At 68.2% G+C, this 22,758-nt stretch carries 28 protein-coding genes and 1 tRNA gene; 21 read left to right on the top strand and 8 right to left on the bottom strand.

Annotated elements, in window-relative coordinates; all coding sequences use genetic code 11:
- Window positions 1-50 precede the first annotated feature (50 nt).
- Together PSC72_RS05030 and PSC72_RS05025 are read left to right on the top strand one after the other, a co-directional pair.
- Window positions 51-302: a hypothetical protein gene (locus tag PSC72_RS05030; protein WP_274324800.1), complete on the top strand. Its 252-nt coding sequence runs from the start codon at window positions 51-53 to the stop codon at window positions 300-302.
- Window positions 303-473: 171 nt separating this feature from the next.
- A tRNA-Gly gene (locus PSC72_RS05025) sits at window positions 474-544 on the top strand.
- A 298-nt stretch (window positions 545-842) separates the two neighbouring features.
- Here the strand turns inward: PSC72_RS05025 and PSC72_RS05020 are convergent.
- On the bottom strand, window positions 843-1,022 hold the full coding sequence (locus PSC72_RS05020) for a hypothetical protein (protein WP_274324799.1): 180 nt from the start codon (window positions 1,020-1,022) through the stop codon (window positions 843-845).
- Window positions 1,023-1,205: 183 nt separating this feature from the next.
- On the opposite strand from PSC72_RS05020, the gene PSC72_RS05015 reads away from it, so the two are divergent.
- The 14 genes from PSC72_RS05015 to PSC72_RS04950 all read left to right on the top strand — a co-directional run bounded on the left by PSC72_RS05015 (window position 1,206) and on the right by PSC72_RS04950 (window position 12,691).
- Entirely contained in the window at window positions 1,206-1,373 is a 168-nt protein-coding gene (locus PSC72_RS05015; protein WP_274324798.1) for a hypothetical protein, read from the top strand.
- A complete protein-coding gene (locus PSC72_RS05010; RefSeq protein WP_274324797.1) occupies window positions 1,370-2,014 on the top strand; it encodes a hypothetical protein in 645 nt (214 codons plus the stop codon). The genes PSC72_RS05015 and PSC72_RS05010 overlap by 4 nt, the downstream gene beginning before the upstream one ends.
- 60 nt (window positions 2,015-2,074) lie before the next feature.
- The gene (locus PSC72_RS05005) at window positions 2,075-2,884 is read left to right on the top strand and encodes an aldo/keto reductase (RefSeq protein ID WP_274324796.1); all 810 of its coding nucleotides are present in this window, start codon (window positions 2,075-2,077) and stop codon (window positions 2,882-2,884) included.
- 88 nt (window positions 2,885-2,972) lie between these two features.
- Complete coding sequence (locus tag PSC72_RS05000; RefSeq protein WP_274324795.1) at window positions 2,973-4,136, top strand: ABC transporter ATP-binding protein; 1,164 nt, start codon at window positions 2,973-2,975, stop codon at window positions 4,134-4,136.
- 306 nt (window positions 4,137-4,442) lie between these two features.
- Window positions 4,443-5,756, top strand: a complete 1,314-nt coding sequence (locus PSC72_RS04995; protein WP_274324794.1) for an ABC transporter substrate-binding protein — start codon at window positions 4,443-4,445, stop codon at window positions 5,754-5,756.
- 33 nt (window positions 5,757-5,789) lie between these two features.
- A complete protein-coding gene (locus tag PSC72_RS04990; protein WP_382261253.1) occupies window positions 5,790-6,752 on the top strand; it encodes a carbohydrate ABC transporter permease in 963 nt (320 codons plus the stop codon).
- 1 nt (window position 6,753) lies between these two features.
- Window positions 6,754-7,686 (top strand): carbohydrate ABC transporter permease, encoded by a 933-nt coding sequence (locus PSC72_RS04985; protein WP_274324792.1) that lies wholly within the window; start codon window positions 6,754-6,756, stop codon window positions 7,684-7,686.
- Between the two features lie 149 nt (window positions 7,687-7,835).
- Window positions 7,836-8,252, top strand: a complete 417-nt coding sequence (locus PSC72_RS04980) for a hypothetical protein (RefSeq protein WP_274324791.1) — start codon at window positions 7,836-7,838, stop codon at window positions 8,250-8,252.
- A gap of 152 nt (window positions 8,253-8,404) precedes the next feature.
- Window positions 8,405-9,385: a Gfo/Idh/MocA family protein gene (locus PSC72_RS04975; RefSeq protein WP_274324790.1), complete on the top strand. Its 981-nt coding sequence runs from the start codon at window positions 8,405-8,407 to the stop codon at window positions 9,383-9,385.
- A 108-nt stretch (window positions 9,386-9,493) separates the two neighbouring features.
- The gene (locus tag PSC72_RS04970; RefSeq protein ID WP_274324789.1) at window positions 9,494-10,423 is read left to right on the top strand and encodes an NAD-dependent epimerase/dehydratase family protein; all 930 of its coding nucleotides are present in this window, start codon (window positions 9,494-9,496) and stop codon (window positions 10,421-10,423) included.
- 87 nt (window positions 10,424-10,510) lie between these two features.
- A complete protein-coding gene (locus PSC72_RS04965) occupies window positions 10,511-10,828 on the top strand; it encodes an MTH1187 family thiamine-binding protein (protein WP_274324788.1) in 318 nt (105 codons plus the stop codon).
- 122 nt (window positions 10,829-10,950) lie between these two features.
- A complete protein-coding gene (locus tag PSC72_RS04960; RefSeq protein WP_274324787.1) occupies window positions 10,951-11,175 on the top strand; it encodes a hypothetical protein in 225 nt (74 codons plus the stop codon).
- 88 nt (window positions 11,176-11,263) lie between these two features.
- Window positions 11,264-12,196, top strand: a complete 933-nt coding sequence (mch, locus tag PSC72_RS04955) for a methenyltetrahydromethanopterin cyclohydrolase (protein WP_274324786.1) — start codon at window positions 11,264-11,266, stop codon at window positions 12,194-12,196.
- Window positions 12,197-12,691 (top strand): hypothetical protein, encoded by a 495-nt coding sequence (locus tag PSC72_RS04950; protein ID WP_274324785.1) that lies wholly within the window; start codon window positions 12,197-12,199, stop codon window positions 12,689-12,691.
- Window positions 12,692-12,715: 24 nt separating this feature from the next.
- Here the strand turns inward: PSC72_RS04950 and PSC72_RS04945 are convergent, their stop codons facing one another.
- On the bottom strand, window positions 12,716-13,117 hold the full coding sequence (locus tag PSC72_RS04945; RefSeq protein WP_274324784.1) for a hypothetical protein: 402 nt from the start codon (window positions 13,115-13,117) through the stop codon (window positions 12,716-12,718).
- Between the two features lie 172 nt (window positions 13,118-13,289).
- Between PSC72_RS04945 and PSC72_RS04940 the strand changes: the two genes are divergently transcribed.
- Window positions 13,290-14,009, top strand: coding sequence for a helix-turn-helix domain-containing protein (locus PSC72_RS04940; RefSeq protein WP_274324783.1), 720 nt, complete (start codon window positions 13,290-13,292; stop codon window positions 14,007-14,009).
- A gap of 3 nt (window positions 14,010-14,012) precedes the next feature.
- Here the strand turns inward: PSC72_RS04940 and PSC72_RS04935 are convergent, their stop codons facing one another.
- From PSC72_RS04935 to PSC72_RS04920, 4 genes are all read right to left on the bottom strand, one after another.
- Complete coding sequence (locus PSC72_RS04935; protein WP_274324782.1) at window positions 14,013-15,296, bottom strand: MFS transporter; 1,284 nt, start codon at window positions 15,294-15,296, stop codon at window positions 14,013-14,015.
- A 70-nt stretch (window positions 15,297-15,366) separates the two neighbouring features.
- Window positions 15,367-16,008 carry an alpha/beta hydrolase gene (locus PSC72_RS04930; RefSeq protein ID WP_274324781.1) on the bottom strand — a complete coding sequence of 214 codons (642 nt, stop codon included), beginning with the start codon at window positions 16,006-16,008 and terminating at the stop codon, window positions 15,367-15,369.
- A gap of 188 nt (window positions 16,009-16,196) precedes the next feature.
- The gene (locus tag PSC72_RS04925; protein WP_274324780.1) at window positions 16,197-17,039 is read right to left on the bottom strand and encodes a BKACE family enzyme; all 843 of its coding nucleotides are present in this window, start codon (window positions 17,037-17,039) and stop codon (window positions 16,197-16,199) included.
- Complete coding sequence (locus tag PSC72_RS04920) at window positions 17,036-17,266, bottom strand: hypothetical protein (protein ID WP_274324779.1); 231 nt, start codon at window positions 17,264-17,266, stop codon at window positions 17,036-17,038. The genes PSC72_RS04925 and PSC72_RS04920 overlap by 4 nt, the downstream gene beginning before the upstream one ends.
- Window positions 17,267-17,942: 676 nt before the next feature.
- On the opposite strand from PSC72_RS04920, the gene pyrF reads away from it, so the two are divergent.
- Window positions 17,943-18,752 carry an orotidine-5'-phosphate decarboxylase gene (pyrF, locus tag PSC72_RS04915; RefSeq protein ID WP_274324778.1) on the top strand — a complete coding sequence of 270 codons (810 nt, stop codon included), beginning with the start codon at window positions 17,943-17,945 and terminating at the stop codon, window positions 18,750-18,752.
- Window positions 18,753-18,800: 48 nt separating this feature from the next.
- Here pyrF and PSC72_RS04910 read toward each other — a convergent pair whose 3' ends face one another.
- Window positions 18,801-19,013: a hypothetical protein gene (locus PSC72_RS04910; protein WP_274324777.1), complete on the bottom strand. Its 213-nt coding sequence runs from the start codon at window positions 19,011-19,013 to the stop codon at window positions 18,801-18,803.
- 87 nt (window positions 19,014-19,100) lie between these two features.
- On the opposite strand from PSC72_RS04910, the gene PSC72_RS04905 reads away from it, so the two are divergent.
- Entirely contained in the window at window positions 19,101-20,468 is a 1,368-nt protein-coding gene (locus tag PSC72_RS04905; RefSeq protein WP_274324776.1) for an outer membrane protein assembly factor BamB family protein, read from the top strand.
- A gap of 76 nt (window positions 20,469-20,544) precedes the next feature.
- The gene (locus tag PSC72_RS04900; protein ID WP_274324775.1) at window positions 20,545-21,120 is read left to right on the top strand and encodes a J domain-containing protein; all 576 of its coding nucleotides are present in this window, start codon (window positions 20,545-20,547) and stop codon (window positions 21,118-21,120) included.
- A gap of 23 nt (window positions 21,121-21,143) precedes the next feature.
- Here the strand turns inward: PSC72_RS04900 and PSC72_RS04895 are convergent, their stop codons facing one another.
- On the bottom strand, window positions 21,144-21,824 hold the full coding sequence (locus tag PSC72_RS04895; RefSeq protein WP_274324774.1) for a rhamnogalacturonan acetylesterase: 681 nt from the start codon (window positions 21,822-21,824) through the stop codon (window positions 21,144-21,146).
- A gap of 107 nt (window positions 21,825-21,931) precedes the next feature.
- Here PSC72_RS04895 and PSC72_RS04890 point away from each other — a divergent pair, with 107 nt between their 5' ends.
- Window positions 21,932-22,606, top strand: a complete 675-nt coding sequence (locus PSC72_RS04890; RefSeq protein ID WP_274324773.1) for a phosphoglycolate phosphatase — start codon at window positions 21,932-21,934, stop codon at window positions 22,604-22,606.
- Window positions 22,607-22,758 lie beyond the last annotated feature (152 nt).

Genomic DNA, 22,758 nt, shown 5'->3' with positions numbered 1-22,758 from the left:
GATCTTTGCTCCTCTAGAAGGAATTTATACCGAGCCTCGCAGGACCGGACGTGGATCGACGCACCTGCCTCGCGCTCGTCGGTACCGTCGCGAGCGGCGGCGGCGTCGGCTGTCTCTCGGGCGGCGGCGAATCCACCCCGGCTGGAACGGCGTCGGGACCGCGATCGGAGATTGCTGCCGCGACGGGCACCGTTACGGCCACACCGCTCCCGCACATGGATCTCGCGTACGAGACCGCGCAATACTACCTCACGGACCGGTTCCTGTTCCGGAACCGCACTGTCGCCGAGTGCTGGGGCTGAGAAGTCGGACCGAACGGCGAGCGCGCCTGTCGTGATATCCGTGGCGAAAATCGCCAGGGGGCACGGCCGTCGCGGGCGCCGCTTCGACTGTTTCGGAAGCCTTTTATCCCTTTCCGCCAGTCGATATTGATGTAGGCGCGCCGGGACGGCCCGGTGGCGTCGAACGAGCGAGCGACGGTGGTGTAGTGGTATCACAGGACCCTGCCACGGTCCTAACGGGGGTTCAAATCCCCCCCGTCGCACTTCTCTTGAACGCTTGTCCGCGAGCGGCCGCTTCGCCTGCGGCTCGAATCGATTCGAGATCGAATGCAGCAGGTACGGGACTGAATGCGGCGAGTGGAGTTGAATCAGGGAAGGGCTCGCGCTGGCCGCTGTTCAACTCCCCCGTCGCACTTTCACGCGGACTACCCGGCGAACACCGCGTAGCGTGAGCTTACTGGCGTGATCGAGCGCGTTCGATTCGGTACCGACCGCGAAAAGAGAGCGGCTGCCGACGACGTCCTCGAACGTCGAGAGCGCGCGCGTCTTCGGTGGATTCGATCAGTCCGACTGCGGGGAGACAGCGCTGTCGGACTGTTGCCGGAGCGCCCGCTTGCGCTCCTCGATCGCGGATTCGATCGCGGCCCGCAGGTCCACGCTGGTCGCGTCGTCGAGGGCCGTTTCGAGCTTGGAGAGGGTGTCGTCCTGTTCGTCCGAGCCCGAGTAACGTCGCTCTACCATATCAACCCGCAGTCAGAGATTTCGCCTTAACCTTTCGGTCCAAATATCGGAGTTGGGAACCCCGCGGGTATCACGCAGGGATCCGGCCGCGTCCCGCAATTTTCTGGTACGGTACCGGTGCGAAAGCGGATCCAGCCCGTGGGCTGCGACAGCCCTATGATATCCCCGCCCGGAGTACGAGCGATGGCGTGCTACCGGTTGTCACAACTCGTCGTCCTGACAGCGCTCGCGGTGCTCGCTGGGTGTGGCGGGCTCGGCGGGGGCGATGCAGTGGACGAGGGGACGGTGACACCGGCACCGGTCCCGACGGACGGGGCACGGTACCCGCCGGGGATCGAGAGCGGCGGATGAGCGAGGCGAACTACACGTTCGTCAGCCAGCAGCGGGTCGTGGGGTCGAACGGGACGATGTGGGTGACCAACCGGACGCGGCGGATCGCGAACGACGAGGGCGCCTACGCGGGCCGGATCGACCACCGGGTCGAGGAGTTCCCGCTCGGGCGGTTCGCCGCGCCGATCGAGTACTGGGGCAACGAGAGCGTCTACGCCAGCCGGCGGATCCTCAGCGACCGGACCCGCTTCCGCGGGTGGTCCCGCACCGATCAGACGGACAATCTCACGTCCCTGCCGCTGATCGAGCGGACGCTCGCGGCGACGGACCTCTCGGTCGTCGACCGGCCCGACGGCGCGCGGCTGGTCGGCCGCTCACTCCGCGAGCCCGCACGGCTCCCCAGCCCGCCGTACCTGACCGACCCACGGAACGTGTCGCTGACCGTCCGCGTCACGGGCGAGGGGGTGATCACGCGCTGGCGGCTCGCGTACGACGCGACGCTCACCAACCAAACGGTGCGGGTGACGCGCGAGGCGCGGCTCACCGATATCGGATCGACGACCGTCCGGCGGCCCGACTGGGTCGACACGGCGCGCGCCGAGACGCTGGCCCGCGACGACGAGGTGACCCGAAGCGAGGAGACGACCCGCACCGAGGCGTGACCGGCCACGCAGACCGCCGGTACCGAACGAACTACGAGCGTTCGGTCGCTTGATAGCCCCATGACAGCCGAGGAACTCCCGCGGATCGGACTCGGAACCTGGCAGAACGACGACCCGGAGCAGTGCGCCGAGAGCGTCCGGACGGCCCTGGAGATGGGGTATCGCCACGTCGACACGGCGCGCTTCTACGAGAACGAGGCCGCCGTCGGCGAGGGCATCGCGGCCGCCGACGTGCCCCGCGAGGACGTCTTCCTGGCGTCGAAGCTCCACCCGATGGCCGAGGGACTGGCCTACGACGAGGTCTACGACGGGATCGAGGAGAGCCTCTCACTGCTCGGCGTGGACGCGCTCGACCTCGTCTACGTCCACTGGCCGGTGGGCAACTACGACGCCGCGGAGACGCTATCGGCGTTCGCCGATCTGGTCGACGACGGGCTAGCCCGGCACGTCGGCGTCTCGAACTTCGACGTCGAGCTGCTCGACGAGGCCCTCGGGGAACTCGACGTACCGCTGTTCGCCAACCAGGTCGAGCGCCACCCCATGTTACCTCGGGAGGAACTCGTCGCACACGCGCAGGAACACGACTACTACCTCGTCGCGTACTCGCCGCTCGGTCGCGGCGACGCGCTCGAGTTGCCCGCAGTCGAGACCGTCGCCGAGAAGCACGGGGTCTCGCCCGCCCAGGTCTGTCTCGCGTGGGCCACCCATCCGGAGAACGTCGTCGCGATACCGAAGGCGACCGGGGCCGACCACCTGGAAGACAACCTCGGCGCAGCGGACCTGCAGCTCGACCCCGAAGACGTCGAGCGCATCGACGCCGTCGACCGCCGCGAGCGGTTCGTCGACCGGGAGGGCGCTCCCTGGAAGTGACCCCCGGTCGATAGAACGCGGTCGTCGAACGCCCTGTCCGGCCCAGACCCGCCGAAGCTTATATTACGACAGATCCGAATCTTAAACTATGGCAAATCTCTCCCTGGACGGGACGACGAAGGTGTTCGACGACGGCGACGACGAGATCGTGGCCGTCAACGACATCGACCTGGAGATCGAGGACGGGGAGTTCGTGGTGCTCGTGGGGCCGTCGGGCTGTGGAAAGTCGACGACGCTGCGGATGATCGCCGGGCTCGACACGCCGACCAGCGGGACGATCTCGATCGGCGGCGAGCCCATCCAGGACAAGCGACCGCAGGAGCGCGACATCGCGATGGTGTTCCAGTCGTACGCGCTGTACCCGCACATGACCGTCCGCGAGAACATGTCCTTCGGCCTCGAAGAGTCGACGGACATGTCCGACGACGAGATCCGCGAGACGGTAGAGGACGCGGCCGAGACGCTGGGCATCACGCCGCTGCTCGACCGCAAGCCCGGCGCGCTCTCGGGTGGCCAGCAACAGCGCGTCGCACTGGGGCGGGCCATCGTCCGCAACCCGGAAGTGTTCCTGCTGGACGAGCCCCTCTCGAATCTCGACGCCAAGCTCCGCGCGCAGATGCGGACGGAGCTCCAGCAGCTCCAGAACGACCTCGGCGTCACGACGATGTACGTCACGCACGACCAGACGGAGGCGATGACGATGGGCGACCGCATCGCCATCCTCAACGACGGCGAACTCCAGCAGCTCGGGACGCCCATGGAGTGTTACCACGAGCCCTCGAACGTCTTCGTCGCCGGGTTCCTCGGCGAGCCCGCGATGAACTTCTTCGACCTCGAACTCGACGGCGGGACGCTACGCGGCGACGGCTTCGACTACGCCCTCTCCCCCGAGGTCGCGGCCGACGTCGACGGCCACACCGACGTCACGCTCGGGATCCGGCCCGAGAGCGTCGACATCATCGACGACATCGACGACGCGGCCGACGAGGACGTGATTCCCGCGACGGTCGAGGTCGTCGAACCGCACGGCGACGAGAACGCGGTTCACCTCCGTATCGGGGACGAGACGGACGCGAGTCTCACCGTGATGATAGACGGTATGCGGTACCTCTCCGCCGGCCAGGAGGTCGGGGTCCGCTTCCCCGAGGACGCGATCCACCTCTTCGACGGCGTCACCGGCGAGGCGCTCCACAATCGCAAACTCACCAACGTCGACCGGGTCGAAGAGATCGGGACCGCACAGTCGGCCTGACGCCAGTCGAGGCCGTCGGCGGCGGTGCTTTCGGGCGTCTGCGGCGGAACAGGATCGGCGCGCGGTTTCGCCGGTGAGCAAGCCCGGTTTCCCGACTCACGAGCGAACCGAGTCCGGGCCTGTGGATGGCCCCTGAATCACTTCGTCAGGTTTTCGGTTTTCCGGCCCTCTATCCCCGAAATCCAGTCAATCCGTTGCTATACCTCCCAAATGATTATGTAGATAGACTCGTTACCTCAGGGTATGCCGCAAGATGGCAGTTCTGGCAGTGACAGAGTGGATTTGACGCGACGCCGAATGATACAGATGGGGTCGCTCGGAGCGACCGGACTGATAGCCGGGTGTATCGGTGGCGGCGGTGACGGTGGCGACGGCGGTGACGGCGGTGACGGTGGCGACGGCGGCGACGGCACCGACGGAGGCGGCGGCGACGGTGGGACGCCGACGATGACGGACAACGCGATGGAGGCGTTGCACGGGTGGACCGGCGGTGACGGCGCCGCCGCGGTGGGGAAACTCGTCGACATGTGGGAACAGCAGCACCCGGACATCGAGCACGACATCAAGCCGATCGGCGGCGACGCCAACGAGAACCTCAACGCGACGGTGGCACGCCGCCTCGCCAACCGCAACCCGCCGGACGCGTTCGCCTCCTGGCCGGGCAAGACGATGCAGCAGTACGGCGGCCGCCTCATGAGCGTCTCCGACGTCTGGGAAGACGCTGGCTACACGGACACGATGCATCCGAAAGCCGCCGAAGCGTGCCGGCTGAACGACGCGTACCGGGCGGTGCCGCTGGGGTCACACCGGTTGAACAACCTCTTCTACAACGTCAGCGTGCTCGAAGAGGCCGGCGTTGACCCGGAGAGCCTCACGTCCTACGACGCGTTCATCAGCGCGTTAGACAAGGTCAAGAACAACACCGACGCGATCCCGATGACGATGACCACGCGCGGGTCGTGGGCGAACCTGCAGTACTTCGTCGAGTTCTTCCTCGGCACGGAGGGCGCCGACGCCTACGACGCATTCATCAACGGCAACGGTGACAAGCAGGCCGTCGTTCGCGCGCTGAAGAAGACGAAAAACGTCATCGAGAACTACTCCAACGAGGACAAATCGTCGATCAGCTTCCCCGAAGCCAACGACAAACTCATCGCGGGCAACGCCGCGTTCTTCACCATGGGTAACTGGGCCTACGGGATGTATCGCAACACGGAAGACTTCAAATTCAACGAGGACTGGGGGTGGGTCCCGTTCCCCGGCACGGGTGACATGTACGTCTGGCACCTCGACTCGTTCCTGTTCCCCCGCGACGGCAACGCGCCGCGCAAGGCCAAGATCTTCGCCGAATTCCTGGGGACGAAGGACGTCCAGGTGGAGTTCAACAACCTGAAGGGGTCGATCCCGCTGCGGACCGACGTCGACGGCAGTCGCCTCACCGAGTTCCTCAGCCTCAACGTCGACGACCTGAACAACCTGGAGAAGTTCCCGCCGACGCTGGCACACGGCCTGGCGGGCACGGCAGACCAGCTCAGCGCCTGCAAAGACGCCATCGCCTCGAACTTCATGGGACCGTACAAACCCAAGGCCACCGCCGACGAACTGATGACCGTCTTCTGAGCGGGCCGGCAACCGACAGCACCTCATTAATTTATGGCAAGTTCGCAAGACACAGTATCTGGGTCCCAGAGTGTGGGGAGTGGTACCGAACGCGACTGGCGTACGAAGCTCCGGGTGTACTCGAAGAGCGACTTCGTTCGGTCGTTCCCGTACTGGTTCATCCCGTTCTCCATTATGGGGCTGGGGGTCTACGGCGGGATCGGTTACAACACGCTGATCTCGCTGACTGACTACGAGGGCTTCAACGAAGGGCCGGATTTCTCGCAGTTAGACCTGGATATGTACGTCCAGGCGATGAACGACCCGTGGGTGTGGACGACGGGTAAGAACACGTTCGTGCTGTTGATCGTGTTCACGACGGTGACGATGCTACTGGGCCTGTTTTTGGCGATCATGCTCGACCGGGGCATCCGCTTCAAAGAGCAGATCCAGACGGTCTACCTGCTGCCGATGGCGCTGTCGTTCGTCGTCACCGCCCAGTTCTGGCTCTGGATGTACAACGTGAATAATGGCCTCGTCAACATCCTCCTCGGCGTAGTCGGGTTGGGCCCGTACAACTGGATCGGCAATCCCGAGTTAGTACTCGGCGCGGTGATCTTCGCGCTGATCTGGCAGTTCAGCGGCTACGCGATGGTCGTCTTCCTCGCGGGATTACAGTCGATCCCCGACGACCAGTTCGAAGCCGCCCAGGTCGACGGCGCCAGCATCTTCAAAACCTACTGGCGCGTCATCATCCCCCAACTCAAATCGTCGTCCGTGAGCGCGGCGGTGATCCTCGTGATCTTCGCGCTGAAGGCGTTCACGTTCCTGTTCTCGATGTTCGGCCAGTATCGCGTGCCCAAAGCCACCGACATCCTGGCGACGCTGATGGTCCGCGAAGCGTTCAAACTCCAGAACTGGGCCTACGCCGCGGCGATTGCGACGATACTACTGCTGATGGCACTCGCCGTGATCGCGCCGTATCTCCACTACCAGCACAAACAAGGGAGCCTCTAACATGAGCAAAGCAACCGCATCCACCGACGAAAGTTTCGCCGACATCCTGCCCGAACTCGACTACTGGAAGATCGCGTTGTCGCTCGTAATCACGTTCTTCTTCGCGTTTTTCCTCGCGCCGATCTGGACCGGCCTGGTCACCTCGTTCAAGACCAGCGCCGCGGTCACCGGCACGACGCCGTTCGTTCCACCGGGAGCGGGCGGGTTCACCCTGCAGAAGTGGGGGCGCGCTGCGAACCACCTCTCGACGGGATTCATCAACAGCCTGATCATGACGATCCCGTCGACGATCGCCACGGTCTTCCTCGGGAGCACGGCGGCGTACGGCCTGACGCTCGTCGACTGGGGCGACCGGGCCCAGTTCGGCGTCTTGATCCTCTTCCTCGTCGGCATCTTCATCCCCTACCAGGCGGTGCTGGTGCCGCTGTCGGACTTCTGGATCAACGTCTTCCCGCTCGCCGAGATCCTCGCGCCCGTCTGGGAGCTGTCATTCCTGGAATACGACCACGCGCGACTGCTCGCGCTGACGATCACTCACGTCGTCTACGGGATCCCCATCTGCATGCTCCTGTTCCGGGGATACTACATGACGCTCTCGGAGGAGCTGGTCGAGGCGGCGAAGATCGACGGCGCGACGATCACGACGATCTACCGACGGATCGTCCTGCCGCTGTCGAAGCCGATGATCGGCGTCGTCTTCATCTACCAGTTCACGATGATCTGGAACGAGTTCCTGTTCAGCCTGACGCTGATCGGGAGTTCGTCCAGCCCCGCCGCCACGGTCACGCTCGTCCTCTCCGGGCTCGGAACGGACCTCTCCGGCATCGACTTCGGGCTGCGGATGGCCGGCGCGCTGTTCGCCGCGCTACCCACCATCATCATCTACGTCCTGTTCGCCGAGCAGTTCGCCAAGGGCCTCGCCTCCGACAACTGACCGGCGGTCGGTCCCTCGGCCCCGGCCCCCTCGGCGACTTCTCGCGGTTCTCGAAACCATTACCCGTCGTCCGTCGATACGAGGAGACGAATGTCGAGTCGCGCCCGACCGGAACGGACGGCAGCGGTCGCTCACCGCCGGAGACGCCCATGAGCGTGAACTTCGGCCACCCGGCCTCGTGGGCGCTCGGGCTGGGGGTCCTCGGCGGCGCGATCGCCGGGTCGGTCGTGCCGGCGCGGACGTACGCCGAGGAGCTGCGCCACATCCTCGGCTTCATCCTCGTCTTCGGACCGGCGATATACGTCCTCATCTCCCGGCAGCGAGCGCGCTGGGAGGCCAAACACCCGTACGTTCGTTTCGTCGTGTTCACGCTGACGATGGTGGTCGCGTCGGTGGTCCTCATCGGGCTCGTCGTCCTCGTCTTCGACGGGACGGGCGCCGTCGTCCGGGGCGCCGGGTTCCTGGCGGGCCTGGGGGCGTTCGCCGTCACGGCCTGGATGACCTTCTTCGGCGGCGCCGAGCGCCTCTGGCGGGAATTCCTGGATCGGACCGACACGGAGTGGTAGGCCGATCCGCGGGCGCGCAGAGGCACGGAGTTTCGAGACCGCTGAGTCCGGCGCTCGGCGTCGAAGCCGACCCCGCTCGCGGGCGGTCGCGTATCAGCGGTCTCACACCACGTCCCCCGCAATTTACGGTAGCTCCGTCCTTCGGGGAGACCATGCGATTCGGAATCATCAGCACCGCGGACATCGGGGTCGAGTCAGTCATCCCGGGAATCGTCGCGAGCGACCACGAGGTCGGGGCCATCGCTTCGCGCGACGGGGCGGCCGCGGAGGCCGTGGCCGACCGGTTCGACGTGGCGTCCGCGTACGAGGGGTACGACGTGATGCTCGACGACGAGAGCCTCGACGCGGTGTACATCCCGCTCCCGAACGGGCTGCACGCCGAGTGGATCCGCGCGGCCGCCGACGCCGGGCTGCACGTCCTCTGTGAGAAACCGCTCACGGGGAGCGCCGAAGAGACCGCGGCCGTCTTCGACTACTGCGAGGAGCGGGGCGTCACGCTCATGGAGGCGTTCATGTACCGCTTCCACCCGCTCACGGAGCGGGCGGCCGAGGTCGTCGACGAGGAACTCGGCGAGGTCCGCGCGGTCACGTCGGCGTTCACCTTCCGGATGCCCGACGGCGCCGAGGACATCCGCCTCGACCCCGACCTCGACGGCGGGTCCGTGCTCGACGTGGGCACCTACGCCGTCAGCGCCGCCCGGCTGTTCCTCGGCGAGCCCGACCGCGTGTACGCGCGGACACACGACCGCCGGGACTGCGGCGTCGACACGGAGATGGCGGGCGTCCTGGAGTACGGCTCCGGTGCGAGCGCCCGCGTCCAGTCCGGGTTCGAGACGCCGCTGACCCAGTACTACCGCGTCGAGACGACGGACGGCTGGCTCGAGGCGGAGCCGACCTTCGACGTGGACGTGGAGGGCGAGACCTCGTTGACCTACGCCGTCGACGGTCGCGAGGTGACCGAACGGTTCGACCCCGCCGACCACTACCGCCTCGAAGTCGAGCACTTCGCCGACTGCGTCGCTCGCGGCGAGACCCCGCGGGTCGACCGCGAGGAGAGCGTGAACCACGCCCGCGTCCTGGACGCCCTGTTCCGGAGCGCCGAGCGCGGCGAACCTGTCAGCGTCGGTGACTGAACGGACCGGCCCGCGGCCGGCGCTCGCGGACAGATATTCCGGTTTCGGCTGTCCGTGACGGACGTGCGACAGAACTTATATGCGGAGCGATTCCCTATCGCCGAGGGAATGACACGAGCAGTCGTCACTGGCGGACTCGGCGGCGCGGCGAGTTGGGTCGTCTCTTCGCTCGCGGAGCAGGGCTGGGACGTGCGGAGCATCGACTTCCGGCGCCCGAGCGACCCCGGCGCGGGTCCGGCGAACGTCGACTTCCGGGCGGCGGACCTGACCGACCAGGGCCAGACGTGGGAACTCATCTCCTCGTTCGACCCCGACTACGTGATCCACTTCGCCGCCTACCCGAACCCGCTGGGCCACGGCGGCGCGCACGTCTACGAGAACAACTCCATCAGCACGTACAACGTCCTCTCGGGCGCGGGCAGCGTGGGCGCCGACGTGGTCTGGGCCTCCAGCGAGACGGTCTACGGCACCGTCTTCGCCGAGCCCTCGTTCCTGCCCGACTACTTCCCCATCGACGTCGACCACCCGATGCGGCCGGAGGACCCCTACGGGACCTCCAAGGTCGCCGGCGAGGAGATCGCGAAGATGGTGACGCGGCGCCACGACGTGTCCGTCGCGTCGATCCGCCCGTCGTGGATCAATTACCCCGGCGAGTACGACGCGACGACCATCCGCGAGAACTTCGATATGGAGACGGCGAGCCTGGACGACGACTTCGGCGTCACCTTCCACAACGCGGCCGGCAACTTCTTCTCGTACGTCGACATCCGCGACGTGGTCTCGCTGGTCGAGCGCGCGATGGAGGTCGACTTCGACGGCCACGAGCCGTTCATGGCCGTCGCGAAGGAGAACCTGCTCGGCGTCGACACCGCAGAGGCCGTCGAGGCCACCTACGGCGACCTCCCCGACGAGGTCGATCTGGAGGGCGACCAGTCGGCGATCGATTACAAGAACGCCCGCGAGGTGCTCGACTGGGAGCCCGAGCACTCCTGGCGCGAGGCCGAGGACGAGTCCGTCGAGGGACCGACGTTCGTCTGAGAGCGGCCCGGCACATCGACCGCGACCGAGTTCTCCACTCTCCCCGCGAGCGCGGGAACTTAGGGCCAGCCCGTCGTAGCGACGAATATGACAGTCATCGGGTTCCTGAGCGTCGCACCGGTCATCGAGGGGAGCATGTCCGAGGAGGTCGCGAAGGCCGTCGCCGCGCTCGACGACTTCGACGTCGGCTACGAGACGACGCCGATGGGGACGATAATCGAAGCGGACGACTCCGCGGAGCTGTTCGCCGCGGCCGGTGCCGCCCACGAGGCGGTCGACGCCGATCGCGTCAGCACGTTCCTGAAAGTCGACGACAAGCGGACGGTCGACCAGTCCGCCGCCGAGAAGGTCGACGCCGTCGAGGAACACCTCGGCCGCGAGGCGAGACGCGAGCGGTCGGAGTAGCGTCGGCGAGGAGCCGGCGACCGGCGCTGTCACGCCCGACTACCGCGAGGGACGGCGACCTCGGCGGCCGTCTGGCACGGCAGTGACCTAGATTCTTCACGGAGGCCCACGCGAGGGGGCACATGGTAGCGCTCTGGCGGCTCGTCGTCGGCGGGGTCGCGGCGGTGCTCGGCGTCGCGTGGGTCCTGGCACCGACGCGGATGTCCCGCTTGCAGACCAGAGTGCTGTACTTCGGGCTGGCCGACGACGACTACGAACAGACCGACCGGCAACAGCTGCTCGGCCGGGTCTCCGGCGCGATACTGGCGGTGCTCGGCGTCGCCTTCGCGCTCGGTCTCTCGCTGTGACGGGACTCGGGAGTTGCCGGGACTGGTCGGGGCAGTCGAGACGGCGTCGAACCGAAGATGCAAGTCCCGCGGGCGAGCACGTCGGGGTATGGAGAGTCTCAACCGGACCGCGACGGACCTGGTCGACGAAGCCATCGACTTCGCCGACGAGCTGAACGTCGCCGTCCACCAGCTGGACGACGAGGCGCTCGTGCTGGACTTCGGCGTGGACGTCCCCGGCGGCGTCGAGGCGGGCCTGATGCTCGCGGAGATACAGACCGCCGGCCTGGCGACGGTCCAGAGCCGGATGGACGAGGTCGCCGGCGCGCCGCTGTCCCACGTCGAACTGTCGACCGACCACCCCGCGATGGCCTTGCTCTGCTCGCAGAAGGCGGGCTGGGAGATCAGCCTCGACGGGTTCGAGGGACTCGGCAGCGGCCCGGCCCGCGCGCTCGTCGCCGAGGAAGACGAGTTCCAGCGGGTCGGCTACCGCGACGACTTCGAGTTCGCCGTCCTCGCCGTCGAGACCGAGACGGTCCCCGACGAGCGCGTGGTCGACCACGTCGCCGAACTCGCGGGCGTCGCCGAGAGCGGCGTCTTCCTGCAGGCGTTCTCGACCGCCAGCCTCACCGGGAGCGTCACCGCGGCCGCCCGCGCCGCGGAGCTGGCCACCTTCCGCCTCTCGGAACTGGGCTACGACCCGCTCGACGTCCTGTCGGCGTCGGGGTCGGCGCCGGTCGCGCCGGTGGCCGACGGCGAGGAGGCGGCCATCGCGCGGACGAACGACGCGCTGGCCTACGGCGGGCAGGTCCACCTCGTGGTCGACGAGCCGTTCGACCGCTTCGACGAGGTGGTCTCGACCGCGACCGACGAGTACGACCGGCCGTTCGCCGACATCTTCGCGGACGCCGACTGGGACTTCCACGAGGTGCCCGAGTCGGTCTTCGCGCCCGCGCAGGTCACGGTCGACGTGCTCGGCGGCGACACGCACGTCTTCGGCGACGTGAACGAGGACCGCCTCGCGGAGAGCTTCGGCCTCTAGATGCGCTACAAGGTCGTCCCGCCGGTCGCGGACCGCGAGTTCCTCGAAACCGCACAGCGCGCCGTGCCGCTCGTCCCGGGGACCGTCGAGGACTGCTGCGTCAGGCTGGTCGACGAGACGACCGCGCCCTCCCGTGACGTCGCCCGCGAGTACCTCACCTTCCTCCAGGCGCTGGAACTGGTCGAGGAGACCCCGCGCGGATTCCGCCGCCGACGGGTCGACGTCGGCGACGCCGACCTGGCCGACGCGTTCGAGCGCCGCGTCTTCGGGGCGAGCGAGCTCCGCGACGCGCTCCGGGCCGACGGACCGCTGACCGTCGACGAGGCGTTCGAGGCGATGCGCGAGCACGTCCCGCGCTGGGAGCGCGACCGCCACACCGACTGGGAAGCCGAATGGCGCGAGCGGACCGAGCGGCTACTCGGGTGGAGCGTGGCGTTCGGCCTAGCGACGCGCGACGACGACGGCAGTCGCTATCGGCCGATTGAGCGCTCGTAAAACGGTCGTCCCGGTCCGGACGGGCTACTTGTCCGCGATCCACTCACGGGCTTCGTTCATATCCGAAGTCAGCAGCGGCTTCGCGCCGCTGGGTTCCACGCCGTCCATCATGTTCTCCACGTCCATCTCCGAGATCACGCTGTCCGGGTGGACGACAGCGGAGTACTCAAGGCCGACGTCGAGCGCGCGCGGCATCCAGTCGTTCTGTAGCCACTCCTGGTCCTCGGCGTCGTGGGCGTTGACTCCCCGCGTGTCAGTCAGAGACTTGCTAGCGTTTTTCCGTTTGATAGCGTCGAGCAGCGCCTCGCACGCGTCCCTGAACGTCTGTCCCGAGACGTACTCGTCCCAGGTGAACACGACCGCGCCGATGTCGTCGTCCCACTCGATGGTGTAGTTCTTCGTGTCTTCGATGGTCTCGGCGGACATACTCTCCGGTTTCCGATCATCCGTGATAAATCGAACTCGCTAAGTATCACTCGAAAAAATGGGGCGAACCGTCGATCGACGACGACGCCGAGAGTTGCCGACGCCGCCGTCGCGACTCGCAGACGCCAAGTCGAACCGAAATCCCTTAGCTATATCCAATCTATCGATCGGTATGCGCGAGTTCGAGTTCGTCCTCACCTACGACGCGGGGGCGGACGAGTTGATGGACGAGTTCGTCGAGCGGCCGGGGCTGCGCGCCCAGACGGCGGCGTGTTTCGCCAACGAGCGGTCGATGTGGCGCGTCGACCACGTCTTCGGACCGGAGTCGGCGCTGGACGCGGTCGAATCGCGATTTCTCGACGAGTCGGTCTGCAACGAGTGCCTCGACGTCGAGGGGTGTTCGTCCAGTCGCGAGTACCAGGTGCTAAGCGAGAACCCGGAGCACCGCGTCTACTTCACCCGGCGCGAGGAGATCCAGCACTGCCACTCCATCCCCTACCTCGCCGTCGACCACGTCGGCGACGGCCTCCTCATCGAGGCCGAACGCGACGGGTCGGAGTACGTCTGGCGGCTCCTGGTACCCGACGACTGCGCCGTCGGGGAGCTCTACGACCGGATCGACGAGCGGCTCCGTGACGGGATCCGGCTCGATCTCAGCCACGTCTCGGACCCCAAGAACTGGAACGGCGGCTACGACACCGGCGGCCTGCTGTCGGCCGAGGAGCGCGAAACCGTCGCGAGCGCGGTCGACGCGGGCTACTACGGCACGCCCCGCGAGGCGACCGTCGCGGACCTGGCCGAGGAACTCGACACGCCCCACTCGACGGTCCAGTACCGGCTCCAGCGCGCCGAGGAGAAGGTCATGACCCGATTCGCGGCGGAGTCACTCTGAGCCTCAGGCGTTCGGATCACTGAGCGTCGCCGTCGCGAGCCCGGCGAGCGCGAGCGCGGCCGCGGCCAGCAGGAACGAGTCGGTCCACCCGAGCGTGACGACGAGGCCGCTGGCGACCGTCCCGCCGAAGATGCTCCCCCAGATCTTCGCGCTGTACAGCAGCGCGTAGTTCTCCGAGGAGTACGCCTGGCCGTAGTACTCGCCGACGAGGCTCGGGAAGATCGAGAAGGGCGGGCTCCGGAACAGCGCCGCCAGGCCGACGAGCGCCACGAACCCCGTCGCCGCGTTCGCGGTTCCGACGGGGACCGTGGCCGCGAGGGCGACACCGCCGAGGACGAGCGAGGCCGCGACGGTCCGCTCGCGGCCCAGTCGGTCGGAGACGCCGCCGATGATCGCGATACCCAGCGCGTCCGCGACCGCGACGACCGAGGCGCTGGCGGTCGCGGCCGCCGCCGGTAGCGCGAGCGCGTTCGCGTAGGAGATGACCTTGCCGATGAGCATCAGCCCGACGCCGTTGATGACGACGAACACCGCGTAGAGCACCCAGAACTGCCACGTCCGGACCGTCTCGCGCCAGCCGTACGCCGGGCCGTCTCCCCCGGAATCGAGGTCGCCGTCGGCCGACGCCGCCGAGTCGCCGCCGTCTGACTCGACCGGGTCGTCGCCATCGTCTGGGTGGGCTGAGTCACCGTCGGTGTCGCCGAGTCTCGGCGGGTCGCGGAGGACGGCCGCGCCGAGCAGCGCGACCGCTCCCGTGGCGACGCCGAGCGCGAGGAGCGTCGATTCGAACGCGCCGTCGACGCCGCGGCGGACGCCGGGGATGAGCAGGAACGAGATCCCGCTGTAGGCCGTCGTGACCGCGCCGGTCGCCAGCCCGCGGCGCTCGGTGAACCACTTCACGGGCGTGTTCACGGCGACGGTGTAGACGACGCCGCTGCCGATCCCGCCGATCGCGTAGGCCGCGTACACCGCCGGGAGCGAGCCCGCGACGCCGGTCCACGCGTAGCCGATCGCGACCAGCGGCGCGCCGACCAGCAGCGGGACCTTCGGTCCCCAGCGGTCGCGCACCCAGCCGGCGGGGAACTGCGAGACGGCCTGGAAGACGAGGAAGACCGTGAAGACGGTCCCGAGGGCCGTCTCGCTCGCGCCGAGGCGCGCGCCCAGCGGGAGCCGGATCGACGACCAGACGAACTGGTAGGTCCCGATCAGCCCCATCGCCAGCGCGGCGACGGCGACGAGCACCCAACGCCGGCGGCCGCCGATCCCGTCCGAGTCCGACATGTCCATCAGCGACGTTGCCACTCGCCGTAATGAAACTCACGACACCGTCGTCGTAGTGCCGACCTGGCGGCGGTTCTCAGTCGTCGACGAGGGCCGCGACCATCCCGTCGACGTACTCGATCTCGTCGTCGTTGACGCCGTGGCCCATCCCCTCGTAGATCCGCTCCTCGACGTCGGCGTCGAGCTTCTCCAGCACCTCGGTCGTGACGTGGACGCGCTCCTCGGGGATGTGCGGGTCCACGTCGCTGCAGCCGAGGAACGCCGGCGTTCCGTCCAGCGACCCCTCGAACTCGTCGGGATCGATCGTCTCGCCGATGAGTCCGCCGGAGAAGGCGACGAGGCCGCCGTATCGCCGGGGGTTGCGCGCGACGTACTCGGAGCCGAGACAGGCGCCCTGCGAGAACCCGAGGACCATCACCCGCTCGGTCGGGACGCCGTGGTCGTTCGCCCGCTCGACGGCGTCGTCGATCGCCTGCAGTCCGGACGAGCGGCCGGGCTCGTTCGACTCGACCGGCTGGAGGAACGAGTTGGGATACCAGGTGTTGCGGTCGGCCTGCGGCGCGAGCAGCGCCAGTCCGTCGCGATGGAGCTGGCGCCCCATCTGGAGGATGCTCTCGGCGGTCGCGCCGCGTCCGTGGACGAGGACCAGTGCGGCGTCGGCCTCGTCGAGCGGCGTCCCGTCCGTCGCGAGGGGCTGTCCCTGGTGCGGGCCGTCCATTCAGGCCACCTCCGGAACTGCCCCGGCGGTTGGCGATCGGTTTCTCTTCGATGCAGCCTCTCGGCGTTCGGATCGAGCGTTCGTCATGCTCTCCTGTAGGCCACCGACCCACAAAGTCTCTCGCCGACGTCGGCGTCACCCGATGACGCCGGTGTCACCGGTCGACGGATCGTCCGCCGTCGCTGCGACTACAGGCCGAGAATCTCCCGGGCCTGGTCGGGCGTCGCCACCTCGCGGCCGAGTTCGCCGGCGACGCGGACGGCTCGCTCGACTAGCTGTGCGTTGCTCTCGGCGAGTTCGCCCTTCCGGTAGTACACGTTGTCCTCCAGGCCGACGCGGACGTTGCCGCCGAAGAGGATCCCCATCGTCACGAACGGCAACTGGTGGCGGCCGAACCCGAGCGTGTTGAACAGCGCGCCCTCGGGCAGGTTGTCGACGGCGTTCAGGAAGTTACGGGGACGGGGCCGCGTCAGGGTTCCCGGGCCGAAAATGAGCGTCGCGTAGACCGGGTCGGCCAGGTCACGGCGGTCGAGCAGGCCGTGGACCTCGTTGAGGTGGCCGTCGTTGAACACCTCCAGTTCGGGTTTGATCCCGCGGTCGGCCATCTCGTCGTAGAGCGCGTCGATGGTCGCGATCGTGTTCTCGCTGGTGAGTCGGTCGTAGCGGTTCAGCGGTCCCATGTCGAGCGAGGCCATCTCCGGCGGCGGGTCGGTCCGCAGCGACAGGTGTCGTTTCTCGGTGGGCGCCTGCGTCGCCCCCGTCGTGTGCTGGACGACCACGTCGTTGGCGTGCCGGCGGATCGCGTCGTCTATCTCCTGGAATCGCTCCGTCGAGAAGGCGCGCTCCCCGTTGTCCGTTCGGGCGTGGACGTGGACGATGGCGGCGCCCGCGTCCTCGGCCGCCGCCGCGGCCTTCCCGATCTCCTCGGGCGTCTCCGGCAGGTTCGGGTTGGCCTCCTTGCCGTGGATGCCGCCGGTCAGCGCCGCGGTGACGACGACGGGCTCGTCGGCGAGAAAGCGTTCGTAGGTCACGACTCCTCGGCCTCCGGAGCGCCGGTCGGGTCGGGCACCGAGGGGTCGTCGCTCGCGTGCTCGGCGTAGATTTCGCAGTCCTCGGCGTGGTCGAGTTCGAACCGGTCGTTGCAGACGTCCGCGCGCATGGGCTGGACGAACCGCTCGGCCGCCCCGCAGTAGGCGCGCGCCTCGTCGAAGGACGCCCCGTCGGCGGACTCGCGATAGGAGAGGTACGGGCAGGCCATGCCGGTGGTTGGACGCACAGCGTCAAAAATCCCGATTGCCACCCGCGAGTCCCATCGGTCACGACTGCGATGCCGACCCGCGATGAGACTTCTCAGACCGGCAGATAGACAGGCTGGTTCACGGTCTCGGACCGGCCTCGCTACTTCCTACAGCGTTTGCCCGCCCATGCAGTTCGGACAGTAGATCCGGCCGTCTGTGACCAGCAGATAGGCCAGTCCGCATTCCTCACAGCGGCCGTTCACGGAGAGGTCGCCAACCGCTCTCGCGACGCCTTTGAGCGTGTTTCGCAGGCGTTCTATCTCCTGCTCCTGGCGCTCGAGACGGGCGACGATCTCCGCGGAGCGGAGCTGTCTCTCACTCCGTTCATCGGCCCGTAACCGCCCTCCTCGGGGGTATTCTCGACGAAAACGCGTCACCGGGAACAGCGCTCCGGATCGTCGTTCGGGGCGCTGATATCACGCGGGCCACAGCGGTAGCGACGCCTCGACCCGCGTACCCCTGCTTGTCGCTGTTCGTGATCGAGACCTGCGTCGAGGACCGGTCGCACGCTGGTGACCACATTCATCGTTCGAGAGGAGGACCGGCGCGCCGATAGGGGATGCGGCTAATATATTAGCGCGTCGGGCACCGGTCCGGAGTCGGAACCTTGTTTACCGGACTCGGCGAGAGACGGATATGAACTTCATCGACCGGCTGGCCGACCGCATCGCGACGGCCGACAGCGTGGTCTCGGTCGGACTCGACCCGGACCCCGCACGGATCCCCGACCACCTGGCGGAGTACGACCTGCCCCGCTGGGCGTTCAACCGCCGGATCATCGACGCGACACACGAACACGCCGCCGCGTTCAAGCCCAACGCGGCCTTCTACGAGGACCCTGACGGCTGGAAGGCGCTCCGGGAGACCGTCGCCTACGCCCACGGCAAGGACGTGCCCGTCCTGCTAGACGCCAAACGGGCCGACATCGGCAACACCGCCCGCCAGTACGCGGATCTCCTCGACGACGACGGCATGAACGTCGACGCCATCACCGTCAACCCCTATCTCGGCCGGGACTCGCTGGAGCCGTTCCTCTCCCGGGAGGACAAGGGCGTGTTCGTGCTCTGCCGGACGTCCAACCAGGGCGGCGCCGACCTGCAGGACCTCGAACTCGAATCGGGCGAACCGCTCTACGAGCGCGTCGCCGCGCTGGCGGACCTGTGGAACCGCAACGACAACGTCGGCCTCGTCGTCGGCGCGACGGCGCCCGACGAACTCGAAGAAGTACGTGAGATCGTCCCCGACATCCCGTTTCTCGTCCCCGGCGTCGGCGCGCAGGGCGGCGACGCCGAAGCGGCCGTCGAACACGGTCTCGCCGAGGGCGTCGGCCTCGTCAACTCATCGCGGGGGATCATCTTCGCCGGCGAGAACCAGGGCGAGGCGTTCGCCGACGCCGCCGGCCAGGCCGCGAAGCGACTGAAGAAGCGACTGAATCAGTACCGGTAGCGGCGGCTCGTTTTCCTTCCCGTCTCTTCGTGGCCCCGTATTCCCCGGTCAGTACTCGTAGGTGTCGACGCCGTCGGGCATGTCGTCGTCGGACGTACCCGTCGGGTCGGAGGGGTCGCCGCCGCGGATCTCCGCGACGCACTCGCTGCAGACGCCGAGTTCGGCGTCGAAGTGGCGGTCACAGACCAGGTTCCCGCAGCGGTCACAGGTGTGGTCTACCGCGGGCTGCTGGCAGACCTCACAGAGCCCGGAGACGCTCATAAGGGAGGTTGTCGCTCGACGGATTTAGGGGTTGGGTGGCGATCACTCGGCACAAGACCTTTGCCCGGCGTGGGAGAGCCCGCGAGTATGGTCGAGCCCTCCCGCAGACGACTGCTCGCCGCTCTCGGCGCGGCCGTCGGTGCCGCCGGCTGCATCGGCAACGGTGACGACGGCGGCGTCGATACTGGGTCCCCCGCGGAATCGCCCGCTCCGAGCGACTCTCCGACCGCGACGCCGCCGCCGACCACCGCCGCGTCGTCGCCCACGGCGACCGCCTCGCCAGAGGAGCCGACAGACACCGACAGCGACGCGACCACGGCACCGCCGACCGATGGGTCGCCGGCAGTCCGCTGGTCGCGCTCGTACGGCGACGCGCTCGACACCCGGCCAGTCGTCGGGGACGGCGTCGTCTACGCGGGATCGGCCGGCGGGGCGGTGCGCGCCCACGACGCGGAGAGCGGCGACGGCTGGACTCGCGACGTCTCGGAGCCAGTCCAGGACCTCGCGCTCGCCGACGGGACGCTCCTCGCACTCACCGGGTCGAACGAACTCGGATCCGGACAGACCGTGGTCGCGATGGACGCCGGGTCCGCGGACGAGCGGTGGACGTTCGGCCCGACCTCGTGGTGGTTAGAACTCCTCGCCGTCGACGGCAGTACCATATACGTCGCGACCGCCGACGACCAGGTCGGAGGGGGCGAGGAGACGCTGTACGCCGTTTCGCTGGAAGACGGCGGCGAACAGTGGTCGGCGACCATCACCCAGCCGCGCGACGCCACACTCACCGACGACGCCGTGGTGGTCTCGTCGGCCCGTCGGGTGTTCTCGTTCGGGCGAGCGGACGGGTCCAGGCGCTGGAAGCGCGAGATCCCCGACGACGCATACGGGACGCTCGCCGTCGTCGCCGACACGGTCGTCTACGCCGAGACGTCGCGTGACAGCGAGCCCTTCAGCGTCCTCGTCGGCGTGGACGCGGCCTCGGGCGAAGAGCGCTGGCGGTTCGATGAGTGGGCAGTCACCTGGACGGTCGCGGACGGCGACGGTCTCTACGCTGGCGGCGCCCGCACGGCCGCGGTCGATCCCGAAACGGGAACGGCCGACTGGACGGTCGACTCCCCTGGCGCCCTCACCCCCGCAAGCCTGACTGACGACCGCCTCTACGCCGGCGGCGACGAACTTCGGGCGTACACTCGTGACGATGGTGAACAGCTGTGGACGTGGTCGCCCCACCCGCCGCAGGGGGGTGTCTTCCCCGCCGCTCGCGCCGGTGGCCGGCTGTACCTCGATGCGTACCACGACGCCGAGGTCAGGAATCAGTACAAGTTCGCCGTCGACGCCGCGAGCGGCGACGGACTGTGGAGCTTCGAGAACGGCACCGAACTCACGGACCTAACAGCCGGCGGAGCGGTCGCCGCGGTCGGCGGTGCGGACGGGCGACTCTACGCGCTGCGGTGAGCGACCGCGGGGTCAGCCGCCGGAAAGGCGATGCACCTCCGAGACGTTTAGGGGGGTCCGCCACGAAGCCACGTTCGTGTACGGGCCTCGTCTCGTCTCCGGACTCGCGGTCGTCTTCGCGGCCACGGCGCTCCTGTTCGCGGTCTTCGGGATCACCGCGAACGTCGGGTTCTTCGCCGTCGCGGCCCTGTTCGGCGCGGTCGCGTACTTCATGTGGTACCACGCGTCCGGGCGGTTCGCCCAGCGGCTCTATCGCGGCGTCGAGCAGCGGGCCGAGCCCGGGACCGACCGCGGCGGCTTCGGCGCGGGCCCCAGAGAGGACTGGGAACCGCCGCGCGACGAGGACGCGCGGCGGCGCGCCCGCGCTGCTGGAGGGCAGCGAGCGCGCCGGGAACAGCGAGGCGGTCGGCGGGCGCGCGGCCGCCGAGCGGGCCAGCAGCGTCGCCAGCGCGCCGCGGCCGCCGCACAGCGCGGTGGCCCGACCGCGGCGGAGGCGTACGACACGCTCGACCTGGAGCCCGGCGCCGACGACGACGCGGTGAAGGCGGCCTACCGCGAGAAGGTCAAGGAGGTCCACCCCGACGCGGCGAGCGGCGACGAGGAGCGCTTCAAGGAAGTCAACGCCGCCTACGAGCGGCTGACCGACGATTAGAACTCCCCGCGACGCGCGTCCGTTCAGTCCCGAACGATGTGCGCGGCCAGCTCGTGGTCCAGCGCTTCGAGCCCGTCGAGGACCAGTTCGGCCATCCGGCGCGCCCCCGCTCTGCTGAAGTGGGTGTCGTCGGTCACGCCGTCGGGGTAGTTGGCGTGTTCGTCCGGCGACAGGTGGAGGAACAGCGACTTCGACGCCTCGGGCCCCATCTCGCGCAGGAGCGCGCGACTCCGCTCGTCCGCGTCGATCAGCGGAACATCACGCTGCCGGGCGACGTCTCGCACCAGCGGCGAGTACGGATGGGTCTCTTTCGGCTCGCCCTCCCCGTCGAACTGCCGACGCGTGATCGGGGTGAGGAGAACGGGCTCCGCTCCGCGTTCCCGCGTCTCCTCGACGTACCGTTCGAGGTGGGCCGTGAACTCCACCTCGGTCGTGGCCCGCGGCTTCGACGACTCGTCGTTGTGGCCGAACTGGACGAACACGTAGTGGTTCTCGGCCAACGCCTCCACGGCCGGTTCCCAGTGGCCCAGTTCCCGGAACGTGCGGGTGCTGCGCCCGTTGCAGGCGTGGTTTTTCACCGTCACCGACTCGTCGACGTACTCGGCGAACGGCGTTCCCCAGCCGGTCTGGGGGCGTTCGCTCGCTCCCTTCTCGGCCATGGTCGAATCCCCGATCAGGTGGACGGTGGGCGACTCGGACGACATCGGAGTAGCGGTCGTGGAGGGGCACCAAATGCGCGTCGGTGCTATCGAGGGTGCGGGGCCGGAGGCGACCGAAAACGTTTGGCGCGGTCCGACCGAGCGATCACACAGTGACTCCGCCACTCGCCGTCGACATCGACGGGACGCTGACCGACGAGAACCGCGCCGTCTACCCGCCCGTGCTCACCGTGTTGCGCGAGTGGGACGCGCCGGTCGTCGTCGCCACCGGGAAGGCGCTGCCGTACCCGGTCGCGCTCTGCGAGTTCGCCGGCATCGAGCGGACGGTCGTCGCCGAGAACGGCGGCGTCGCGTTCGTCCACGCGACCGACGACCTGCTGTTCGTCGGCGACCGCGAGGCCGCCCAGCGGGTCGTCGACGAGTACCTCGCCGCCGGCCACGAACTCGGGTGGGGCGGCCACGACCTGGTCAACCGCTGGCGCGAGACGGAGGTGGCCGTCAGCCGCGAGGCGCCGCTGGAACCGCTCCAGCGGATCGCCGCCGACCACGGCCTCGAAGTCGTCGACACGGGCTTCGCCTACCACGTCAAATCGCCGGACGTGAGCAAGGGGCGAGCGCTCGAAGCCGTGGCGGAACGACTCGACCGCGACCCCGGCGAGTTCGCCGCGGTCGGCGACTCCATCAACGACGTGTCGACGTTCGAGGTCGCGGGGCGATCCTACGCGGTCGCGAACGCCGACGAACCGGCCCGCGAGACGGCCGATGTCGTGGTCGACGGCGAGTACGGCGAAGGGTTCCTCGACGCAGTCGAGCGCATTCGGGGGTGACTCGGAGACCGCGGCGCGGGGCCCGAGGCCGGGCTGGGCGGATTCTCCGGTCGCTCCGGGGCCGGAGGAACGCTCACGAGCACTCCGGACAGATACAGAGCGCTCGGGAGTGCTACGGACGTGAATCGGGGCCGAACCCGGAGAAGGCTTTT

This window comes from Halosimplex aquaticum (genome assembly GCF_028747785.1).
In the GTDB taxonomy this organism is placed as follows: domain Archaea; phylum Halobacteriota; class Halobacteria; order Halobacteriales; family Haloarculaceae; genus Halosimplex; species Halosimplex aquaticum.
This window is presented reverse-complemented; position numbering and strand designations above follow the sequence as displayed.

What these genes read in the sequence shown, in the direction of transcription:
- PSC72_RS04965 (WP_274324788.1), top strand. Translation starts at nt 10,511, where the DNA reads ATGACAGTCATCGGGTTCCTGAGCGTCGCACCGGTCATCGAGGGGAGC.
- PSC72_RS04935 (WP_274324782.1), bottom strand. Translation starts at nt 15,296, where the DNA reads ATGGACATGTCGGACTCGGACGGGATCGGCGGCCGCCGGCGTTGGGTG.
- PSC72_RS04905 (WP_274324776.1), top strand. Translation starts at nt 19,101, where the DNA reads ATGGTCGAGCCCTCCCGCAGACGACTGCTCGCCGCTCTCGGCGCGGCC.
- PSC72_RS04980 (WP_274324791.1), top strand. Translation starts at nt 7,836, where the DNA reads ATGAGCGTGAACTTCGGCCACCCGGCCTCGTGGGCGCTCGGGCTGGGG.
- PSC72_RS04930 (WP_274324781.1), bottom strand. Translation starts at nt 16,008, where the DNA reads ATGGACGGCCCGCACCAGGGACAGCCCCTCGCGACGGACGGGACGCCG.
- pyrF (WP_274324778.1), top strand. Translation starts at nt 17,943, where the DNA reads ATGAACTTCATCGACCGGCTGGCCGACCGCATCGCGACGGCCGACAGC.
- PSC72_RS04985 (WP_274324792.1), top strand. Translation starts at nt 6,754, where the DNA reads ATGAGCAAAGCAACCGCATCCACCGACGAAAGTTTCGCCGACATCCTG.
- PSC72_RS05000 (WP_274324795.1), top strand. Translation starts at nt 2,973, where the DNA reads ATGGCAAATCTCTCCCTGGACGGGACGACGAAGGTGTTCGACGACGGC.
- PSC72_RS04990 (WP_382261253.1), top strand. Translation starts at nt 5,790, where the DNA reads ATGGCAAGTTCGCAAGACACAGTATCTGGGTCCCAGAGTGTGGGGAGT.
- PSC72_RS04895 (WP_274324774.1), bottom strand. Translation starts at nt 21,824, where the DNA reads ATGTCGTCCGAGTCGCCCACCGTCCACCTGATCGGGGATTCGACCATG.
- PSC72_RS05005 (WP_274324796.1), top strand. Translation starts at nt 2,075, where the DNA reads ATGACAGCCGAGGAACTCCCGCGGATCGGACTCGGAACCTGGCAGAAC.
- PSC72_RS04970 (WP_274324789.1), top strand. Translation starts at nt 9,494, where the DNA reads ATGACACGAGCAGTCGTCACTGGCGGACTCGGCGGCGCGGCGAGTTGG.
- PSC72_RS04950 (WP_274324785.1), top strand. Translation starts at nt 12,197, where the DNA reads ATGCGCTACAAGGTCGTCCCGCCGGTCGCGGACCGCGAGTTCCTCGAA.
- mch (WP_274324786.1), top strand. Translation starts at nt 11,264, where the DNA reads ATGGAGAGTCTCAACCGGACCGCGACGGACCTGGTCGACGAAGCCATC.
- PSC72_RS04940 (WP_274324783.1), top strand. Translation starts at nt 13,290, where the DNA reads ATGCGCGAGTTCGAGTTCGTCCTCACCTACGACGCGGGGGCGGACGAG.
- PSC72_RS04945 (WP_274324784.1), bottom strand. Translation starts at nt 13,117, where the DNA reads ATGTCCGCCGAGACCATCGAAGACACGAAGAACTACACCATCGAGTGG.
- PSC72_RS05020 (WP_274324799.1), bottom strand. Translation starts at nt 1,022, where the DNA reads ATGGTAGAGCGACGTTACTCGGGCTCGGACGAACAGGACGACACCCTC.
- PSC72_RS04960 (WP_274324787.1), top strand. Translation starts at nt 10,951, where the DNA reads ATGGTAGCGCTCTGGCGGCTCGTCGTCGGCGGGGTCGCGGCGGTGCTC.
- PSC72_RS04975 (WP_274324790.1), top strand. Translation starts at nt 8,405, where the DNA reads ATGCGATTCGGAATCATCAGCACCGCGGACATCGGGGTCGAGTCAGTC.
- PSC72_RS04910 (WP_274324777.1), bottom strand. Translation starts at nt 19,013, where the DNA reads ATGAGCGTCTCCGGGCTCTGTGAGGTCTGCCAGCAGCCCGCGGTAGAC.
- PSC72_RS05010 (WP_274324797.1), top strand. Translation starts at nt 1,370, where the DNA reads ATGAGCGAGGCGAACTACACGTTCGTCAGCCAGCAGCGGGTCGTGGGG.
- PSC72_RS05015 (WP_274324798.1), top strand. Translation starts at nt 1,206, where the DNA reads ATGGCGTGCTACCGGTTGTCACAACTCGTCGTCCTGACAGCGCTCGCG.
- PSC72_RS04920 (WP_274324779.1), bottom strand. Translation starts at nt 17,266, where the DNA reads ATGGCCTGCCCGTACCTCTCCTATCGCGAGTCCGCCGACGGGGCGTCC.
- PSC72_RS04995 (WP_274324794.1), top strand. Translation starts at nt 4,443, where the DNA reads ATGGGGTCGCTCGGAGCGACCGGACTGATAGCCGGGTGTATCGGTGGC.